The sequence below is a fragment of the Verrucomicrobium sp. BvORR034 genome (genome assembly GCF_000739635.1).
Taxonomy (GTDB): domain Bacteria; phylum Verrucomicrobiota; class Verrucomicrobiia; order Verrucomicrobiales; family Verrucomicrobiaceae; genus Verrucomicrobium.
In genome coordinates, this window is sequence record NZ_BATQ01000129.1 from 22,772 (window position 1) to 36,568 (window position 13,797).

The following is a 13,797-nucleotide window of genomic DNA, read 5'->3' on the forward strand; positions in this document are numbered from 1 at the left end:
TGCATGCATCCTGAGGCCGGCCTTTTCGAAGCGCCTGGCTTCCATGCCCCCTACGTGCTCGGGGCCATCCTTGGAGAAATGGGCATGGGAATCGCCTTTCTCCTCGTCAACAGCCAGCGCCTCGAGGAAGAACTTGCTGATTCCGAGGCCGAACTCACCGCACGACTCGCCGAGATCAAAGTCTTGCGTGGGATGCTGCCCATCTGTGCTTCCTGCAAGAGCATCCACGACGGACATGGCCATTGGGAGAAGATTGAATCCTACGTCCAGCGGCACACTGAAGCGGAGTTCTCTCACAGCATCTGCCCCGATTGCGTCCGCAGACTCTACCCCGAGTATGCCCATGCCATGAATCACCCGGATGCCTGAGCATCAGCGCGTCTTAGTACTGGAAGACAAACTCGCTCGTGTTGAGCAGTGACCACACCGTGTCACTCCACCCGGTTCCCAGGTTCTCCAGGCAGTAGTCCAGAGTCTTCATCTTCTCCACGTGTGTGGGCGGGCGGCCCAGCACAGCCAGGAAGGCCTCCTCCACAGCAAGATCTCCAGGCTGCGTGTTCTTGAGCCGCTGCACCAGCGGGCCGTCCTTGGCACTCGCCTGCTTTACCGTATCTCCCGTCATCAGCGTCTGCACCAGACGATGAGTGATCGTCCGCAGCGAATCGTCCCCCCAGGCCCGATCGGCCCGCCCGAGAGCGCGGGAGGGATGCTCGCTGTCTGGCACTTGAGGCAGCTCGTGGCTCAGCAGGGCTTTGCCGACCGCCGCTCCATCCGTCTGCACCAGCACCAGGTTGTTCCAAATCGTCTCCGCAGGCAGTCGGCGGAAGGCAGGGGAAAAGGCGTAGCCAGGCTCCCCCAGTGCGACCACCTGCGCCTGACGTTGATAGGCCTGAGTGTGGCACAGCGCCCTCTCGAACTCCCGCAGGTCGTACTTCATCCGCACCAACTCCGCTGCCAACACTTGCGTAAAGCGCTTGTGGGGTTCGTTGGCAGAATCCCCGACAAACGTGCCAAAACGATTGCCGTATCCCATATAGCCGCCCGACTGAGTCCGCGGTCCCGCCCCTTCACAGGATCGGGACTGATAAACCTCCACCGCTGTTTTCCCCGTGGCGAAGTCTTCCTTGATCCAAACATCAGCGGCCTGCGCAGGGAGCCCAAAAAGCTCCTGCCACGTCCGCAACACCGCCACTTCTGCAAAACGGGTACTCCCGATCACCCAATCTGCCAGCTCCACAGCCACCTCGCCATTCCTGCCCGCCGCTGGCAAAAAGGGCCTGGGTACTCCCATCCCCTTTGGAGTCCAGACTGGCAGCCCTGGCTTCACTGCATCTCCCGGTTTGCCATCGCGGTAAAGGTAGTCATTGGGGAGGAAAATCGGCACCCGCGTCTTGGCGGGTTGGGTCATGAGTTGCTCACCCGGAATCACAGGGCTGTCCGGGGTCAGCACGGATCCGCCCACCGGCCACAAGCGCGCTGGACGCACTGCACCGGGCACCCCTTTGGTCAACTCCACCCCCGTAAGACACGCCGCCAGCTGATAATATTGCATCTGGGTGGTGTCAGTGAAGGGATGATCATGACAGGTGGCGCATTGAATGTTCTCATCCAGGAACACCCGCATGATCTCCTGCATGGTCACCTCCATATGGCCGCCATCCGTCATCAGGAATCCTGCCGCTGGCACCTTGCCGATCTCGCCTGACGAAGTCAGCAGCGCCCGAACCATTTTATCGTACGCCATGTCACTTGCGGCAGCCGCCCTCAGCCATTCCACATAGCTCCTCATGGGGTACCCCAAGACGGCATCCTTAACCCGCAACATGTCCGCCAGTCTAAGAAACCGCCGGGCTCCGGACATGGGATCCGTCAGCAACCGATCCACCAACACGTGACGTTTCTGTGGATGGGTGCTGACCAGAAACGCCCGCACCGTGGCGGCATCCGGCAATCGGGCGTGCAGATCCAGATAAGCTCGTCGGATGAAGACCTCGTCTGACACTTGTGGTGGCATTTGCAACGGCTTGCGCTGGCCTGGCGCGACCTTCTCGTTTTGTTGCCGCCAGATGTCCCCTTCCATTTGCAGGATCGCCTGATCAATCCGGCCCGCCACGGCATCCGGCGTCATCGGGAACGAGCCAGACTGTGCCGCGAGCATGATCCCCGGCACGCTGGCATGGAGATCTGTCGGGCCCGACATGGCCAGAAGCGCCATCAAGAGAGTAACCAAGGAAGAGCGCATAGGGTAATCCAATAGAGAAACACAACCGCATCACCTAAACGAATGCGAAGTCGGATGTCTTAGGACGGGCTTGCGAGCAGACCGTGTCAGACGACCAAATGACGCACCTCGTCTTATTCCCGGGATTTTTTCATCATCCTGCTTGCTGCCACCCCATCCGCCTCGCATGCTATGCCATGAGCAGCCTCTTGTCCCACCTGACGCGCCTCATCCTCCTGCCGGCGCTGGTCCTTGTCAGCCTTGCCACGATCGTAGCCCCTCCCCTCCACGCCGCAGAGCCCCCGGCCATGGTGTTGGAGATTGGCGGACTAAAGAACACTTACCGGGTGGTTTTTCGTCAGTTCGACGAGGCCAACGAATTTGCATCCGGGACCCTTGAAATCTACGGTCAGGATGATGAAGACACGCCGGAATCCAAGCTCCCCTTCGCGGCCGTTTTGAAGAAGGATCCCAAAGCCAAAAACACCGAGCTCCTCGAGATCCGTGGCACTGGCCTGTTCACCTTCTTTCCGCCTGCCAACCTCAAAGAACCTTACCCTCCCCTGACAGCGTGGAAGCTCATCGGCCGGAAGTCTGGCAAGGCCAGACTGAAAGCCACGCTGTGGCAGTTCGACGCCGACAAAAACACCTGGGCGGCGGTGGTGTCTGAGTTCGAGGAAGTTTCGCGCAAATAGAAGGGCTTTCTCAGCGTCCGAACGAGAATGCCTTGTCCACAAACACCTGGTGCCAGAGTTCGAGGATCACCAGTGAGACCACCTGCTTGCAGAAGACAAACTCCCGGGTGCGGTTCATGTTCTCCACCAGGGCCTTGACCTTGGCTGGTTCGAAGTAACCACGGCGTTTCACCGCCGTCTCGTTCAGCGTCTCCGCCACCAGATTGCGGAACTGCGGCTTGTCGAGGAAATATTCCACGGGCAGGTAGAACGGGATCTTGGCCCGCCGGGCGATATGGACGGGGAAGATCTTGTCTGCCAGCTTCCGCTCGATGTACTTGTCCGTGCCGTTGTTGATCTTCATCTCCGCAGGCATGGTGAAAGCCAGCTCGATCAAGCGATGGTCCAGGAAAGGCAGGCGGTACTCCAGACTGTGGGCCATGGTGTTCTTGTCCTGCCGGATCAACGCCCAATCCTGAAGCCATTCGTCATATTGGAGCTTCAGGAGACGATCCAGGAAGGGCCCGCCCTTGTCCTTCTCCTTCTCTTTCGCCATCCAGGCATCAGTGGCCAGCCGCTTGTAGCTGTCTGCATAGACGTCATGGCGCTCATCATGGCTCCACAGGGTCCGCAGGGCGTTGAAGTTGTGGTTCAGATCCCGGCGCGTGTATCCAGCCAGGAACTCCACCACCCGCTTCTTCCCCTGGCTGCCCAGATCCGCGGGAAACTTGAAGAATTTGTTCAGCAAGCTCGCAGGAGTCGCCGCAAAGATGGGAGCCGCCAGACTGGTGACCCCGGGGATTTTGCGGCGCATCTTCTCCACTTTGGTGATCACGCCCTGGAATGAATAGCCGGCAAAGGCCTCGTCGGCTCCCTCGCCGCCCAAGACCACCTTCAGGTCTTTGCTTGCCCCCTGGGCCAGCTTGTAGAAGGCAATCAGCAAGGCATCGCCCACCGGGCGGTCCATGTGCCACACGATCTTGGGCAGCAGGTCAAAGTCTTCCGGCTGGCAGATGATTTCGTGGTGCTTGGTGCCCAGAAACGCCGCCGTTTCACGAGCGGCAGGGGTCTCATCCACTGGTGAATTGAAGCCCACCGAGTAGGTGTTGATGTTGGACGAATGCTTCGTCATCGCCGCTACCGTGAGGGATGAATCCACCCCAGCGCTCAGGTAGGCACCCACCGGTACGTCACTGCGCATGCAGAGTCGCACCGCATCATTGAAGACCTCCTCCAGCGCTTCAAAGTACTCACCCTCGCTCTTGTAGGTGGCGGTGCGGGCGTCGAGAAGCGGCACCTCCCAGTACCGCTGGATTTCCAGCGAGTTGTTCGCCAGCTTGTAGTGCAGGTAGTGACTGGTGGGCAGGATATAGATGCCCTTGAACATCGTCTGGGGCTCCGGCACGTTCCGGAGTGTCAGGTAGGGATCGATCGCGTCCAGATTCGGCTCCGCGCTGACGTGCTCGCTCTCCAGGAGTGACTTGGCCTCACTGCCAAAAAGGAATCGTCCCTTGGCATGATGGTAATAAAGCGGCTTCTGCCCGCAGCGATCCCTGGCGATGAAAAACTCCCGCTTCCGCGCATCATACAGGCAGAAGGCGAACATGCCGTTCATCCGGTGCAGGAGCCCCTCGATCCCCCATTCTTCATACCCATGCACGATGCACTCCGTGTCGCTGTGGGTGCGGAAGGCGTGCCCTTTGGCAATGAGCTCCTGGCGCAGCTCGACGTAGTTGTAGGTCTCTCCGTTGTAGCAGACTGCCACGGTGGAGTCCTCGTTGTACACCGGCTGCCAGCCCCCCTCCAGATCGATGATGGAGAGGCGCTGCATCCCCATGCTGAAAGGCATCCCGTCCGGAGCCTCATACCGCCCCTGGCCGTCCGGGCCCCGGTGGTGAATGATCCTTCCCATCCGGTCGAGCAAATTTTCTTCTTTGAAACCGGCGAAACCGTAGATGCCACACATGTTGTTGCGAAGGAAGGGAGGGTGAAAGGGAAGCGCGGAGTATGCCAGCCCTCTCGCACCGGGCAAATGGAAACAAGGGGCCAGCGGGGCTGTCCGGCCCGTATCAAAGTAAAACAAGTTTTCCTCGCTTCACGGGCATCTTGTAGTTGAATCCCTCAACACGATTTTTTACACTCAATCTTCCACCCTTTTGACCATGAGTGATCTGCCAAACGACACCTTCGGCGCTGCACCTGGCAGCGATCCCTTTGCCGCCGCCAAGGCGAGCGCCTTGAAAGCTGCCGAGGAGCTGCGTGCAGCCGCTGCGGCCAAGGCAGAGGAGTTTCGCTCCGTGGCCGAGAATCAGGCCCAACATTTCAAGGAAGCCGCAGGCGAAAAAGCCGCCGAGTTCAAGGACTACGCTGGCAAAGCGTGGGATGGAGCTCGCACTCAGGCCAAGGATTTCACCGCCGAAGCAGAAAAGTTTGCCCGTGAGAAGCCTCTCCAGGCCCTGCTAACCGCCTTTGGGGTGGGATTTGTGCTCGGAGCCATCTTCAAGCGCTGACCTTCAGGCGCAATCTTTTCAGTTCCGGCAGGATGGTCTGCCGGACGGTTCTTTACGTCCCTTTCCACTCCTGCATGGACACGGCCCCGCCGGTATCCAAACCTTCCGCCTCCCCCCATTCTCAGGAGGGACTCTCCTCATCTCTGGCGGCCTATCTGGAAGCCCGCAGCGTCCTGCTGACGATTGAAGCCCAGGAGGCAGTCCAGCAGGTGTTGCGCACTGTGGTGTTTGCCATCATTGGCGGCATCACCGCGCTCACTGGTTGGGGGCTCGTGGTGGCAGCCCTGATCGGCTTCCTCGTGGAGCAATCCGGCTGGCACTGGCTCAAAGCGGCCATGGTCGTCGGCGGCGGCAACCTCTTTGTGGCCTTCATCTTCCTCCTGGCCATGTCCAAGCGCCTCTCCTCCATGCGCTGGTTTGCAGACACCCTCAACGAATTCAAGAAAGACCGCGCATGGCTGGCCCGACAGACAGGAAAGCGCTAAAAGCGCAAGTGATTCACTCTCTGGATCTTGCCCGCGCCTCCCTCGGGGGCGAGATCGCTCAAGTGCGGGAACAGTGGCACCCCAGACACCTGATTCAGCAGAGCGTCGAGAAGCATCGGCTGGCCGTAATAATCAGTGCCGCCGTTGCAGGATTTATTGCCACTCGAATGATTTTTGGCTCCCGGCAGAATAGTCGTGACACTTCTGCAAAACCCGCTAGAAAACGCACGCTCGCCAGCTTTCTATTGTCAAATATTTGGAATTTGGCGCGCGAACCGTTGTTCGGCCTCGCCGCCCAACATTTGATGCCGGTAGCTCTCCAATATTTGTCCCGATTCCAGTCACCCCCGAAGCAAGAAAATTTCGAATGAGTCAAGACCAAGAAGAAGCCGTTGCCGTCGCCGTCGCCGTGGAAGAAGAAGCTCCCAAGGTGGCCACGCTTTCGTCCGTGGACGAGTACCTGCAGCTTGCCCAGCAGTACGACTGTTCCGATCTTCACCTCGCCACGGGCTCCCCGCCGATGTGGCGCCGATATGGCACCCTTCAGCCCATCTGGAACAACGCCTCCCTCATCACAGCCGAGGAGGCCCAACGCCTGGCTTACTCCTTCCTCACCGACGGTCACATCAAGACCCTGGAGAAGCGCGGAGACGTGGATTTCGCCTACTCTCCAAACTACGGCCGGTTCCGCTGCTCTGTAGTGCAGCAGCGCCTGGGCATTGACATGGTTTTCCGCGTCATCAGCACGAGCATCCGTTCCATTGAGGATCTCGCCCTCCCGGAAACCTGTCGCACGTTGACCCGCTATCACAACGGCCTGGTGTTGGTGACCGGGGCCACCGGCTCCGGCAAGTCCACCACCCTTGCCGCCCTCGTGGATGAGGTGAACAAGGAACGTGAGGACCACATCATCACCCTGGAAGACCCGATCGAATTCGTGTTTGCAGCCAAGGGCTGCCACGTCAACCAACGTGAAGTAGGGTCCCATACGCAAAGTTTCGCCGCCGCCCTTCGTGGTGCCCTCCGTGAAGACCCGGATGTCATCATGGTGGGTGAAATGCGTGACCTTGAGACCATTTCACTGGCCATCACGGCTGCAGAAACGGGTCACTTGGTGCTCGGAACCCTGCACACCGGCAACGCACCTCGTACCCTGGACCGTGTGCTGGACGTGTTCCCCTCCGACCAGCGCGACCAGATCCGCATCATGGTGAGCGAGTCCCTGCGTGGCATCATTTCGCAGCAGCTGATCCCCCGGCAGGACGGCCAGGGCCGCATCATGGCCCTGGAAATCCTGGTGAACACCCCTGCCGTGGCGAACTGCATTCGTGAAGGCAAGACCTTCATGCTGCCCGGCATCATGCAGACCGGTAAATCCGTCGGCATGGTCACCATGGATGACTCACTGAAGACGCTGTACTCCCAGGGCTACATCTCCCGTGACGAGTGCTTCGGCCGCGCCGATGACAAGATGAGCATGAAGAAGTTCCTCGAAAGCTGAGTGAACGTGACCGGGGCGCACCACCGCCTGCTCCCACCACCCTCCTAACGATTCCTTTTTTCTTTTTCCACCATGCCCATCATTGACGACTACTTCCGCCGCCTCATCGAGCTGGGCGGTTCGGATCTTCACCTCACCCAGGGCCAGCCGGCCAAGGTTCGCGTGCACGGCAGCATCAAGCCGATCGCCGACGAGATTCTCACGGAAGCATACATGGAAACCATGATGCGTGAGATCTGCGAGCCTCGCGCCTGGGAACGCTACCGGGAACGGGGCGACCTTGACTTCGCCTATGAAATGGACGCGGACTCCCGCTTCCGTTGCAACTACCTCCGCCAGATCAGCGGCTACGGTGCCGTCTTCCGTATCATTCCTACCAAGATCGCCTCGCTGGAGCAGCTTGGCATTCCTCCGGTGGTGAAGGAGTTTGGCCACATGCGCAGCGGTCTGGTGCTGGTCACCGGCCCCACGGGTTCCGGCAAGTCCACCACGCTGGCCGCGCTGATCGACTACATCAATTCCAACTTCAACCGGCACATCATCACGGTTGAGGAGCCGATCGAATTCGTGCACCGGAACAAGAAGAGCATCATCACCCAGCGTGAAGTGCCCATCCAGACTCCGACCTTCTCCGACGGTCTCCGTGCCGCCCTCCGTGAAGACGCCGACATCGTGCTGGTGGGGGAAATGCGAGACTATGAAACCATCTCCCTCGCTCTGACGGCCGCAGAAACGGGTCTGCTCGTCTTCGGCACCCTGCACACCAACAACGCTCGCAAGACCTGCGACCGTATTGTGGACGTGTTCCCCGCTGACCAGCAGAGCCAGGTGCGCACCATGCTTGCCGCCTCCCTCCGCGGAGTGGTGGCCCAGCTGCTGGTGAAAAAGGCCGACGGCAAAGGTCGTGCCGCCGTGAATGAGATCATGGTCTCCACGCCAGCCGTGGGTGCCATCATCCGTGAAGGCGCCACCCAAAAGCTCTATGACGTCATCATCGGCGGCAAGGCTCAGGGCATGCAGTTCATGGACGAAGCCATCTGGGAAAAGCTCCGCGACGGCTACATCAGCCCCATGGAGGCTTATATGAAGGCCATCGACAAGAACCGCTTCAAAGCCTTCCTGCCGCCAGACGAAGCTGCCGTGGCGGTGGCCTCAGGCGCTGAGGCAAACAAGTAAGCCGGGCCCGATACGCCCGGGCTCCCCTTCCTGACTTCACAGACACCCCTGACCGGCAAGGTCAGGGGTGTTTTTTTGTCTGCAGAAGGATGCCTGAATGACAAAACAAAGCCATCGGAGTTGCTCCACACACTTGACCTGGGACCTTTTCGCTGTCAGGGACACTTGGGGACAGGCGGAAACCTGCATCAGCCCTGCTTTTCGCATTCGTCATGGGCACCCTTCGTCTCTTTCTGGCTTGTGTGGTCATCGTTGCACACACCAGTGCAAGTGGCCTGCTCCCCTGTATCGGTGGCAAACATGCGGTCCGGATTTTCTTTATCATCTCGGGCTTCTACATGGCCATGATCCTCTCGGAAAAATACCACGAGGGAGATCGGAGGAAGTGGCTGTTCTATTCAAACCGCGCCCTGAGGATTTTCCCGCCGTTCTGGATTGTGCTGGCTTTGGAAATCATCGTGACGCTGGCGTTCTCATCGTTGGGAAGGTCCCCCGAAGACTCTCCGTGGCTGCCGGCGTTTCAATTTCTCGTGGAGCATGGGAAATGGGGCGTCGTTAGTGCCTATGTTGTGAGCCAGATCTCCTCCATTGGAGTGGATCTTATGTTCTTGTTTACCATCACCAAGGACGCGACGCTGGAGTTCTATCATGGCTCCGCTGGTCCAGGAGAATTCCGCGGATGGAAGCCATTCCCCATGGGGCAAATGTGGACCATCTCCTGCGAACTGCTGTTCTATGCGCTGGCGCCGTTCCTCAACCGTCTCCGACCACACTGGCTTGTCGGTCTCTGGCTGTTGATAACGGGGTTTGCCATATCCAGCTACCACTGGCTCCCTGCGAACGTTTCGACCGTTGCGACAGACTTCATGGGCCTCATGCAGATGGGCTACTTCCTGGGTGGGATGGTTGCCTATCACGTCCTCCGTCCCCGTATGAATATCTTGCCGCGATGGGCCCACTTCACCCTCGTCCTGCTTCTTGTATTGCTGATAGTGGGCTTTAGCCCTGCCACTTCCATCAGCTACACTGGCTCGGAAATGATGCTCTACCTCCTGACCATCGTGACGCTGCCTGCATTGTTCTCGCAGACCAGTAAATTGGGTTGGGATCGATGGCTGGGGAGTCTGTCCTATCCAGTCTACCTCGTCCATGTCAGCGTCATCAGGATTGGAGATCAACTGGGATTCAAGAAGACGCTCAGCGCCACAACACAAGGGCATCTGCTGTTCACTGGAATCTGTATCGTGGTGTCCATCCTCCTCGCAGCCGCACTGGCCTCCTTGGTCGAAAACAGGCTGGATCGGTGGCGGCAACGGAGAGTTCCTCACTCAGCTTGACTTGCCCATCCTCGAAATCGGGCGGCACCGCCCTCTTGGCCTACAGCCTTGCGCAAGCAGTTTTCCCTTCCCACCATGTTTTCACGCCCCATCGTTTGACATCCAGTTCGTCAAAAAAATCTAGGACGATTCTGTAGATTTGACCTGATCGGAAGGTCATTTCTACATATCCCATGGCACCGAACCGGATGTAACCCACCTTTACGAGGTCCGATACCGGCTCATCACTCGAACGACCTTCATGGCGAATTTTTATCCTCGCCGCCTGAGGATCAAGTTCAGCCCAACTGGCGAACTTGCGCATAAACCTGATGTGGCAGAAAGCTATGCCCAAAAAAGCCGCCATGAAAAAGCATCCAGTGATGAGAACAATCAGCCATGGCTCCCCTCTTCCAATCCTTTCTGCAATGCCCCCAATCACTGTAGCACTCCCCCCGACGGCCACGAAGAAAGCAAAAAGCTTTTGGCCAACATACAGAAGCCAGTAGCGAAAACTGCTCGACAGAGGAACCACCCGGTGATCTGCCTGTAAAACACCTGATCGCAAGCTACAAGCCAGGCTCATCAACCTCGGAAAACCATTTGAGCTTGTCTGGATTCCGATGAGCAAAGATTGCCGAGATCTTGCCTTCATGCACCTCTAGGGCAAGAGCTGTCGCCAGCCGGCCTTCCGAGAATAACAGGACGCCGGGCACGCCATTAAAGGTTGTTTCCCGGACCTCATATCCAACATCACCCGCCTCGCTGCCACGCATAACTCCCAAAAAGAAGCGGGCAATCTTGTCGCGGCCGTGCATGACCACGGCCACAGCTTGAGCTTTGCCGCCTCCATCGGAGTGAAATGCTGCGTCTTCACCCAGAAGATTCATCAGCGGTTCCATCTCACCTGCCCTGCATGCCGTGAGGAAACGCTTCAGCAGTTCCTCATGCTCCCCATGGGTGGCAGTGAAGCGTGGCTTGTCTGCCCGCACTCTTTCTCTGGCGCGAGACACCAGTTTCCGGCAGTTCACGGTGGGCTTGCCCAAGATCTCGCTGATCTCATCAAAGGTGTGACCAAACACTTCGTGAAGGAGGAACCCCGCCCGTTCCACCGGTGAAAGTTTCTCCAGTACGAGGAGCAGGGCGATGGAAACGCTCTCATCAACCTGGGCCGTCTGGTGAGGCTCGACACTGCCCACTAGGGGTTCAGGCAGCCAGGTGCCAAAGTACTGCTCCCGTTGCACCTGGGCTGACTTCAGCCTGTCCAGACACAGCCGGCTCACCACGGTGAGCAGCCAACTGCGCGGCACCGCCACCGTTCCCACGTCCACGCTCCTCCAACGCAGCCACGCCTCCTGCACCATGTCTTCCGCGTCAGTCACGGAGCCCAGCATGCGGTACGCCACCCCGGTAAGAAGGCTGCGATGTGATTCAAAGGCGTCCACATGAGGGTCCAGGCTTTTCATGATAGCGAGAGCGAAGTTGAGGATGGATTGCGTCAGGCAGCCAGTTCGGGGATCAATGAGCAACTGGAGGCGTGACCAAGACCGCGTTTGAGAGTGGGATAGATTTTGGCCGCCACAATGGCAAGCGCCAGTTCTGCGATGACCTCTTTGCCCAACCGCTGTTCCAGGCGAGTCAGGAGATCAGGATCCAGCGCCTCATTCGTCGCCACTGCCTGGGCATACTGGTGCACCTCAAGGTGTTCCGCGCTCAGCCCCCTGCCACCGCGCAAGGCTCCCTGAATGACCGCCTCAGGCACTCCGGCCTCACGAGCCATTTTCACGCCGAGCAGCGTGCACGGCCCACAGTCTTCAGAACGGGAAGCCGTGAGTTTGGCGATGGTCAGGAGATCCAGTGGGGCCACCTTGTGGTATTGACTCATGCCCATGGCCCCTTGAAACGCCAAAAAGGCTTCCGGGGAAACGTCCATAAGCTCGTCCAGGTAGCTGACGTCGTAGTCATACTGCCGCCCAAAGGCGCGGATGGAGTTGCGGGATGCGTTGATACGGTCGGTGGTGTTTTGCGTGTCGTTCATAACGTCCCTATGACGAGACCGGGAGGAAAAGTGTGACCGACTGCCCACACTTTTCTTTTGGAAAGCTTCTTTCGCCCGCGCTTCAAGCGCTTTCCCCAACATAAAGAATTCTGTACACTTCGAATTTCTCCATGAACAAGCCTGGTTTCCGCCGCTGGCTCCGCAGAAGCATCATTGCCATCGGCTGCATCTTGGGCTTCATCCTGACAGCCGGACTGTACTTCGTGCGCTGGACCCCATACGTCTTTCGTCCGGAGTTGTCGTACAAGTCCGAGCAGTTGCTTCCGTTTTACAAAGCAACCGAGTGGACGCTCTTCTCCCTGTCTCCCAAACTGGTGTTTGCTGACTCGCCCTCTGATCCCGTCGTGAGCGCCCCAAATGTTCCCGAGCTGTTTTACGACCATCCCATTCTCGGAAAAGTGGCAACTCCCATCACATCCGACATCAAGGCCATCGTCGCGGACCTGGACAAATCCGGCAAACATTGGTCCGGTGCCGTCTATGCCTGTTTCAGCCCCCGACACGGAATACGCGCGGTGGAGAATGGCAAGGTGCATGACCTGCTCATCTGCTACGAATGCGCCTCGGCTGAGATCTACGAGAACTCCGTCCAAGTCGGAACCATCTATCTCTCGTCTGACCACTACGATCGAAATCAAAACGAACGCTTCAATGCCATCCTCATTCGGGCAGGAATTCCGACCGCCCTGCCCCCACAGGAGAAGTCTTTGAATTCCGAATCGGATCAGTGACCATTCCCCTCTCGCCCTCAGTCATGCTTCGCACTCGTCACCTCTCACTTCCGCTCTGCGCATTTCTCGCGGCTGCGGCCATGATATCTTGCAGCACGCGACACCAACTGCACTCCCCTGTCCAACTGAAGACGCTGCCCATGAGCCGTGGATTCAACCATGGAAGCTTGGTCGCACCGACGCACCGACGCACCGACGCACCGACTACTGCGGCACCGGATCCACCGCCGCCTCCTCCTTGCTCCAGGGTCCTTCCATTTCCACGAACCAGTGCTTCTTGCCTGCCTCTTTGCCGATCTCGGTCTTGTAGCACCGCCGTTCGATGGCCTGGATGAAACGATCCGCCTCCTTGGGGTAGCGCCCTTTGAGCCACCCTCCCGCCGTGTTCAGCACATCGGCGGTAATTTCTGACTGGTCGGGCAGCAAGCCTGCCGCCTTCCAGGCCAGACCTGCGGCCACGTGGCGGTAGTGATAACGCTTTTCCGGATTGAGTTTGGTGCTCGCGAGGCGCTTCTTCTCATCCGGGCTCACCGGCACAACCAGACTCGCAGGCCCGGGCTTGAAGTCTTGCTCTTCTTCGTCATCAGAATAACCGATCTTCTGCTTCTGTCCAGTCAGGCGTTCCATGGCCGTGTTGGGTGAGATGAAGTCCCCATTCGTAGAGCTGGAATCAGGGCCGCCCTCTGTCCCCATCAGTTCCATGCCGTGATAGCGGGCCACCCAGGCCGCCGTGAACAAAGCGCGGGCGCTCTCCTGCTTGGCAGCCTTCTCATTGGTCGCCACCTTTAGTGCCGCCACGTAGCGGTCATGGTTGGGCCATTGATTCTCTGGAAGGTAGGGGCGGGCTTCGGCATAGCGATCTTCCCGCATCAGACGCCGCCCCAGCAGCGAGCGGATCCGGGTGGCTTCGTCATGCTGCTTTGCTTCCCCTTCGCTGTAGTTGTCCGGGTCTTTCGGCTTGGGTATCTCAGGGAAGTGTTCGGCGACGTAGCCGAGCAGTTCCTTGGTCGTCAGCACTCGCTCCGCCACATAGGCTGCGTCGTCCCACATGTTCACCGCCAGGAAGGAATCGAGCGCGGCCAGATAGTCGCCTCGCGTGAGCTGGATCATTCCCAGATCGCAAC

Annotated in this window: 14 protein-coding genes and 1 pseudogene; 9 read left to right on the forward strand and 6 right to left on the reverse strand. The window is 58.7% G+C overall.

All coding sequences use genetic code 11. The features are described from left to right. Window positions 1-3 precede the first annotated feature (3 nt). Window positions 4-369 (forward strand): hypothetical protein, encoded by a 366-nt coding sequence (locus tag BV034_RS21515; RefSeq protein WP_050029039.1) that lies wholly within the window; start codon window positions 4-6, stop codon window positions 367-369. Window positions 370-382: 13 nt separating this feature from the next. Here BV034_RS21515 and BV034_RS21520 read toward each other — a convergent pair whose 3' ends face one another. After that, window positions 383-2,200, reverse strand: a complete 1,818-nt coding sequence (locus tag BV034_RS21520) for a DUF1549 domain-containing protein (protein ID WP_265593298.1) — start codon at window positions 2,198-2,200, stop codon at window positions 383-385. Window positions 2,201-2,418: 218 nt separating this feature from the next. On the opposite strand from BV034_RS21520, the gene BV034_RS21525 reads away from it, so the two are divergent. Continuing rightward, window positions 2,419-2,916, forward strand: a complete 498-nt coding sequence (locus BV034_RS21525) for a hypothetical protein (RefSeq protein WP_050029041.1) — start codon at window positions 2,419-2,421, stop codon at window positions 2,914-2,916. Between the two features lie 10 nt (window positions 2,917-2,926). Here the strand turns inward: BV034_RS21525 and asnB are convergent, their stop codons facing one another. Beyond that, window positions 2,927-4,861, reverse strand: coding sequence for an asparagine synthase (glutamine-hydrolyzing) (gene asnB, locus BV034_RS21530; RefSeq protein WP_050029042.1), 1,935 nt, complete (start codon window positions 4,859-4,861; stop codon window positions 2,927-2,929). A 196-nt stretch (window positions 4,862-5,057) separates the two neighbouring features. On the opposite strand from asnB, the gene BV034_RS21535 reads away from it, so the two are divergent. From BV034_RS21535 to BV034_RS21560, 6 genes are all read left to right on the forward strand, one after another. Continuing rightward, window positions 5,058-5,405, forward strand: coding sequence for a DUF883 family protein (locus BV034_RS21535; RefSeq protein WP_050029043.1), 348 nt, complete (start codon window positions 5,058-5,060; stop codon window positions 5,403-5,405). 74 nt (window positions 5,406-5,479) lie between these two features. Further along, window positions 5,480-5,890, forward strand: a complete 411-nt coding sequence (locus BV034_RS21540) for a phage holin family protein (RefSeq protein ID WP_050029044.1) — start codon at window positions 5,480-5,482, stop codon at window positions 5,888-5,890. Continuing rightward, window positions 5,860-6,261, forward strand: coding sequence for a hypothetical protein (locus BV034_RS21545; RefSeq protein ID WP_050029045.1), 402 nt, complete (start codon window positions 5,860-5,862; stop codon window positions 6,259-6,261). The genes BV034_RS21540 and BV034_RS21545 overlap by 31 nt, the downstream gene beginning before the upstream one ends. After that, the gene (locus BV034_RS21550; protein WP_265593299.1) at window positions 6,258-7,391 is read left to right on the forward strand and encodes a type IV pilus twitching motility protein PilT; all 1,134 of its coding nucleotides are present in this window, start codon (window positions 6,258-6,260) and stop codon (window positions 7,389-7,391) included. The genes BV034_RS21545 and BV034_RS21550 overlap by 4 nt, the downstream gene beginning before the upstream one ends. Before the next feature lie 72 nt (window positions 7,392-7,463). After that, on the forward strand, window positions 7,464-8,567 hold the full coding sequence (locus BV034_RS21555; protein WP_038167204.1) for a type IV pilus twitching motility protein PilT: 1,104 nt from the start codon (window positions 7,464-7,466) through the stop codon (window positions 8,565-8,567). Between the two features lie 212 nt (window positions 8,568-8,779). Next, entirely contained in the window at window positions 8,780-9,904 is a 1,125-nt protein-coding gene (locus BV034_RS21560; RefSeq protein ID WP_050029046.1) for an acyltransferase, read from the forward strand. A gap of 40 nt (window positions 9,905-9,944) precedes the next feature. Here the strand turns inward: BV034_RS21560 and BV034_RS21565 are convergent, their stop codons facing one another. The 3 genes from BV034_RS21565 to BV034_RS21575 are packed head-to-tail and all read right to left on the reverse strand — an operon-like array spanning window position 9,945 to window position 11,921. Continuing rightward, the gene (locus BV034_RS21565; protein ID WP_050029047.1) at window positions 9,945-10,469 is read right to left on the reverse strand and encodes a hypothetical protein; all 525 of its coding nucleotides are present in this window, start codon (window positions 10,467-10,469) and stop codon (window positions 9,945-9,947) included. Beyond that, window positions 10,453-11,349 (reverse strand): RNA polymerase sigma factor SigJ, encoded by an 897-nt coding sequence (sigJ, locus tag BV034_RS21570; protein WP_050029048.1) that lies wholly within the window; start codon window positions 11,347-11,349, stop codon window positions 10,453-10,455. The genes BV034_RS21565 and sigJ overlap by 17 nt, the downstream gene beginning before the upstream one ends. A gap of 32 nt (window positions 11,350-11,381) precedes the next feature. Continuing rightward, window positions 11,382-11,921 carry a hypothetical protein gene (locus BV034_RS21575; RefSeq protein ID WP_050029049.1) on the reverse strand — a complete coding sequence of 180 codons (540 nt, stop codon included), beginning with the start codon at window positions 11,919-11,921 and terminating at the stop codon, window positions 11,382-11,384. Window positions 11,922-12,052: 131 nt separating this feature from the next. On the opposite strand from BV034_RS21575, the gene BV034_RS21580 reads away from it, so the two are divergent. After that, a complete protein-coding gene (locus BV034_RS21580) occupies window positions 12,053-12,673 on the forward strand; it encodes a hypothetical protein (RefSeq protein ID WP_050029050.1) in 621 nt (206 codons plus the stop codon). A 204-nt stretch (window positions 12,674-12,877) separates the two neighbouring features. Here the strand turns inward: BV034_RS21580 and BV034_RS21585 are convergent. Next, a pseudogene (locus tag BV034_RS21585) lies at window positions 12,878-13,797 on the reverse strand (hypothetical protein); the annotation flags it as partial.

Excerpts from the sequence above, each read along its gene's own strand:
- BV034_RS21560 (WP_050029046.1), top strand. The coding sequence starts at position 8,780 with ATGGGCACCCTTCGTCTCTTTCTGGCTTGTGTGGTCATCGTTGCACAC.
- BV034_RS21540 (WP_050029044.1), top strand. The coding sequence starts at position 5,480 with ATGGACACGGCCCCGCCGGTATCCAAACCTTCCGCCTCCCCCCATTCT.
- BV034_RS21525 (WP_050029041.1), top strand. The coding sequence starts at position 2,419 with ATGAGCAGCCTCTTGTCCCACCTGACGCGCCTCATCCTCCTGCCGGCG.
- BV034_RS21580 (WP_050029050.1), top strand. The coding sequence starts at position 12,053 with ATGAACAAGCCTGGTTTCCGCCGCTGGCTCCGCAGAAGCATCATTGCC.
- BV034_RS21545 (WP_050029045.1), top strand. The coding sequence starts at position 5,860 with ATGGCTGGCCCGACAGACAGGAAAGCGCTAAAAGCGCAAGTGATTCAC.
- BV034_RS21515 (WP_050029039.1), top strand. The coding sequence starts at position 4 with ATGCATCCTGAGGCCGGCCTTTTCGAAGCGCCTGGCTTCCATGCCCCC.
- BV034_RS21575 (WP_050029049.1), bottom strand. The coding sequence starts at position 11,921 with ATGAACGACACGCAAAACACCACCGACCGTATCAACGCATCCCGCAAC.
- BV034_RS21565 (WP_050029047.1), bottom strand. The coding sequence starts at position 10,469 with ATGAGCCTGGCTTGTAGCTTGCGATCAGGTGTTTTACAGGCAGATCAC.
- BV034_RS21535 (WP_050029043.1), top strand. The coding sequence starts at position 5,058 with ATGAGTGATCTGCCAAACGACACCTTCGGCGCTGCACCTGGCAGCGAT.
- asnB (WP_050029042.1), bottom strand. The coding sequence starts at position 4,861 with ATGTGTGGCATCTACGGTTTCGCCGGTTTCAAAGAAGAAAATTTGCTC.
- BV034_RS21555 (WP_038167204.1), top strand. The coding sequence starts at position 7,464 with ATGCCCATCATTGACGACTACTTCCGCCGCCTCATCGAGCTGGGCGGT.
- BV034_RS21520 (WP_265593298.1), bottom strand. The coding sequence starts at position 2,200 with ATGTCGGGCCCGACAGATCTCCATGCCAGCGTGCCGGGGATCATGCTC.
- sigJ (WP_050029048.1), bottom strand. The coding sequence starts at position 11,349 with ATGAAAAGCCTGGACCCTCATGTGGACGCCTTTGAATCACATCGCAGC.
- BV034_RS21550 (WP_265593299.1), top strand. The coding sequence starts at position 6,258 with ATGAGTCAAGACCAAGAAGAAGCCGTTGCCGTCGCCGTCGCCGTGGAA.